2 protein-coding genes and 1 pseudogene are annotated in these 2,726 nt (G+C 41.8%); all 3 read left to right on the forward strand.

The window, feature by feature from the left end; genetic code table 11:
• On the forward strand, positions 1–918 hold a 918-nt coding region (locus ACR6Z4_RS32075; protein WP_479721378.1), incomplete at its 5' end, for an ATP-binding protein.
• A complete protein-coding gene (locus ACR6Z4_RS32080; protein ID WP_479721379.1) occupies positions 908–2,473 on the forward strand; it encodes a TniQ family protein in 1,566 nt (521 codons plus the stop codon). The genes ACR6Z4_RS32075 and ACR6Z4_RS32080, both read left to right, overlap by 11 nt.
• A 69-nt stretch (positions 2,474–2,542) precedes the next feature.
• Positions 2,543–2,726, forward strand: a pseudogene (locus ACR6Z4_RS32085) (TniQ family protein); the annotation flags it as partial.

Genomic DNA, 2,726 nt, shown 5'->3' on the forward strand with positions numbered 1-2,726 from the left:
CCTAAAGGACATCTAAAACGATCATTAATTGCCTTGGAAGATCCTGCAGAATTACTTGACTGCAAAATTAAGTATAACGTTAAGGGAATTGGCCGTAATAAAAATGACAATGATGCTCTCATTATTGATCCGCACATTGTAGAACCTGAATTAGGTTTAGCACTAGAGAACGCGCTTCTATATCGTCGTCTTAAATTCTTTTGTCTTGATGAAGCTCATCATATGTTGGCGTATTCCAGCGGCAAGAGAATAGCAACAATGCCAGAAACAATTAAGTCTATTGCTAACAGATCAAAAACTGTGCATGGATTATTTGGTACCTATGACTTGCTAACACTCCATGATGTAGGAGACCAATTAAGTCGCCGCAGTGCATATATTCATCTTCCTCGTTATCATGCCGATTCCACATGGGAGTGGCAAATTTTTCAAAGCCTTGTTCACAGCTTTCTCCTTGAGATGCCCTTAGAACAAGTACCAGATTTACTGCCACATTGTCCGTTTCTGTACGAACGATCTCTTGGGTGTGCAGGAATCTTGAAAAATTGGTTCAACAATACATTAGCAGATGTTTACCGCGAGGGAGCCAAAACATTGACACTAAAACATTTAGAGAAGCGCGCCCTGTCTGTTGCTCAATGTCTAAACATTCTTAAGAAAATCAAGGAAGGTGAAGATAAACATCGAGAAATTGAAGGACAAGTTGAACAATTAAGACAAGAGTTAGGGCTAGAAATTTGTTCGGTTCCAACCTCACCTCAATCTGAAAATGTTCAACCCCAACCAAATGCAGACCCAGTTCAAGAGCAACCTGTGCAAGCAAGCACCAGGAAGCGAGGTCGTCCAAAGACTGTAGGAATGCCTAATCCGGAAAGATATCCCGTTGGAGTCCAGGAGGGAACAAACTGTGCAAGTTAGCGAATTTGAACATCTTACGAGATTCAATCGTTTAGTCATAACTCCACCTACCATTTCACCTCGTAGCTGCCTCTACCAGTTAGAACCCTGTGCTATTAACAGCGCTTATATAGAGAGTATTACTAGCTATACAAAGCGACTAGCAGAGGCACACAGCGTTACGGTCAGCCAACTAATCCGGAAGAAGTTATCTCTCGTAGAGCAAGCAAATATAGACACTCAAGCGTTGCACTGGCTCGGCAAACGTAGTGCAGCCTTAGTAGGAACTACTACTACAGCATCTGATTTAGTTCAAGTTTTGGAAATAGCTACTTTAACGGAAAACCTAAAGGCTCTTACATTACTTCTTTGGAAGGAAGTTTTCCCGGCTAAAGGACTCACCCATTCGGTTCAAATGTGGTGTCCTTTATGTTTTGAAGAGTGGAGGGAAAAGGGAGAATTACTCTATGAACCACTAATTTGGTCATTCAAAGCAGTCACTTTTTGCCCTATCCATTATCATCAACTTCAGGAGTACTGTCCTCACTGCCATAAACAGAACTACCCATTAGACTATCAAGCAAGACTAGGACATTGCTCAAGATGTGGACAATGGTTAGGTCAAAAGTCCACCATAGGTTTGTCCTCGAACAACTGTTTGGAGGAGAAGCGGGATTGGGAGATTTGGGTATGTGAAAATATCAGCGATCTACTTAGAAACGAAAAACAACTATCAGTCAAATTATCAAAAGAGCGAGTTCAGGAATCTTTCAACGCTTACGTATGGCAAAGAGGCGCTGGTAGCGTAGCTGCTTTTGCTCGTTATTTGCGGATGAACCAGCCTACACTTCAAAGCTGGTGTTCAGGAAAAACATTGCCACAAATTGAGGTGCTGTTAAAAGTATGCCAACGGCTTGGTGTAAAGTTGTTCGACTTTCTAATTGTTGATTCTCAATTGATGAACAATTTAGGTAATCATTCTTCCCATGCACCGGCTTCTCATACTCGTAAAGCATTTAGAACACCACGTTTAGACTTGGAGAATACAAGCCGAATTCTAGAGAATGTGCTTGAGCACGAGTATCCACCGCCTTCAGTTAAGGAAGTTATACAGCGCATTGGATGCTGCAGCGCCACTTTACACAAGTATTTTCCTGATCTATGTCGTGAGATCGCTCAACGTCACCTCGACCATAAAAGGACTGAACGCACAGAGAACCTACGACGAATCTTGAGTCAAGTATTAGAAGACAACGAAGATCCACCCCCATCATTGCAGGAAATTGCTGCTCGGGTTGGAATGTCACCGGCTGTATTTTATAGATTTGCTCCAGACCTATGTAGTGCAATTTCAAATAGGTACTTAAGCTACTGCCAAGAGAGAGGTACTAAGGTAGTCGAAGAAACTTGCGAACGCGTTCGACAAGCTGTCTTTGATATACATGGTCAAGGCATCTATCCAAGTTCCAATCAGATTATGGAGAGATTGGGCGATCGTCATATTTTCCGCCGAGAAGAGGTTCGAACAGCGTGGATTGAAGCACTTCAACAACTAGGGTTGAAGGCTTGTCCTTAGCCCAAAATACTGTAGGAGACTAATATTAATTTACTGTCCACCTTTTAGAAAAACTATGTAAATCACAAAATGAAAGCTTCTAACCTTATTGTTTATCCAACTTACAATACTCAGCCGATCAAAATTTCAGAGCGTAGTACGCTCTATTCATTAGAGCCGCAGGGCTTACGGACTGCTCTTGTAGAAAGCTTAACTAGCTATATACAACGGTTAGCACTTGCTCATTGTGTGCAACCAGGAATATTAATAACTA

The sequence above is a fragment of the Calyptranema fuscum S582 genome (assembly GCF_055793305.1).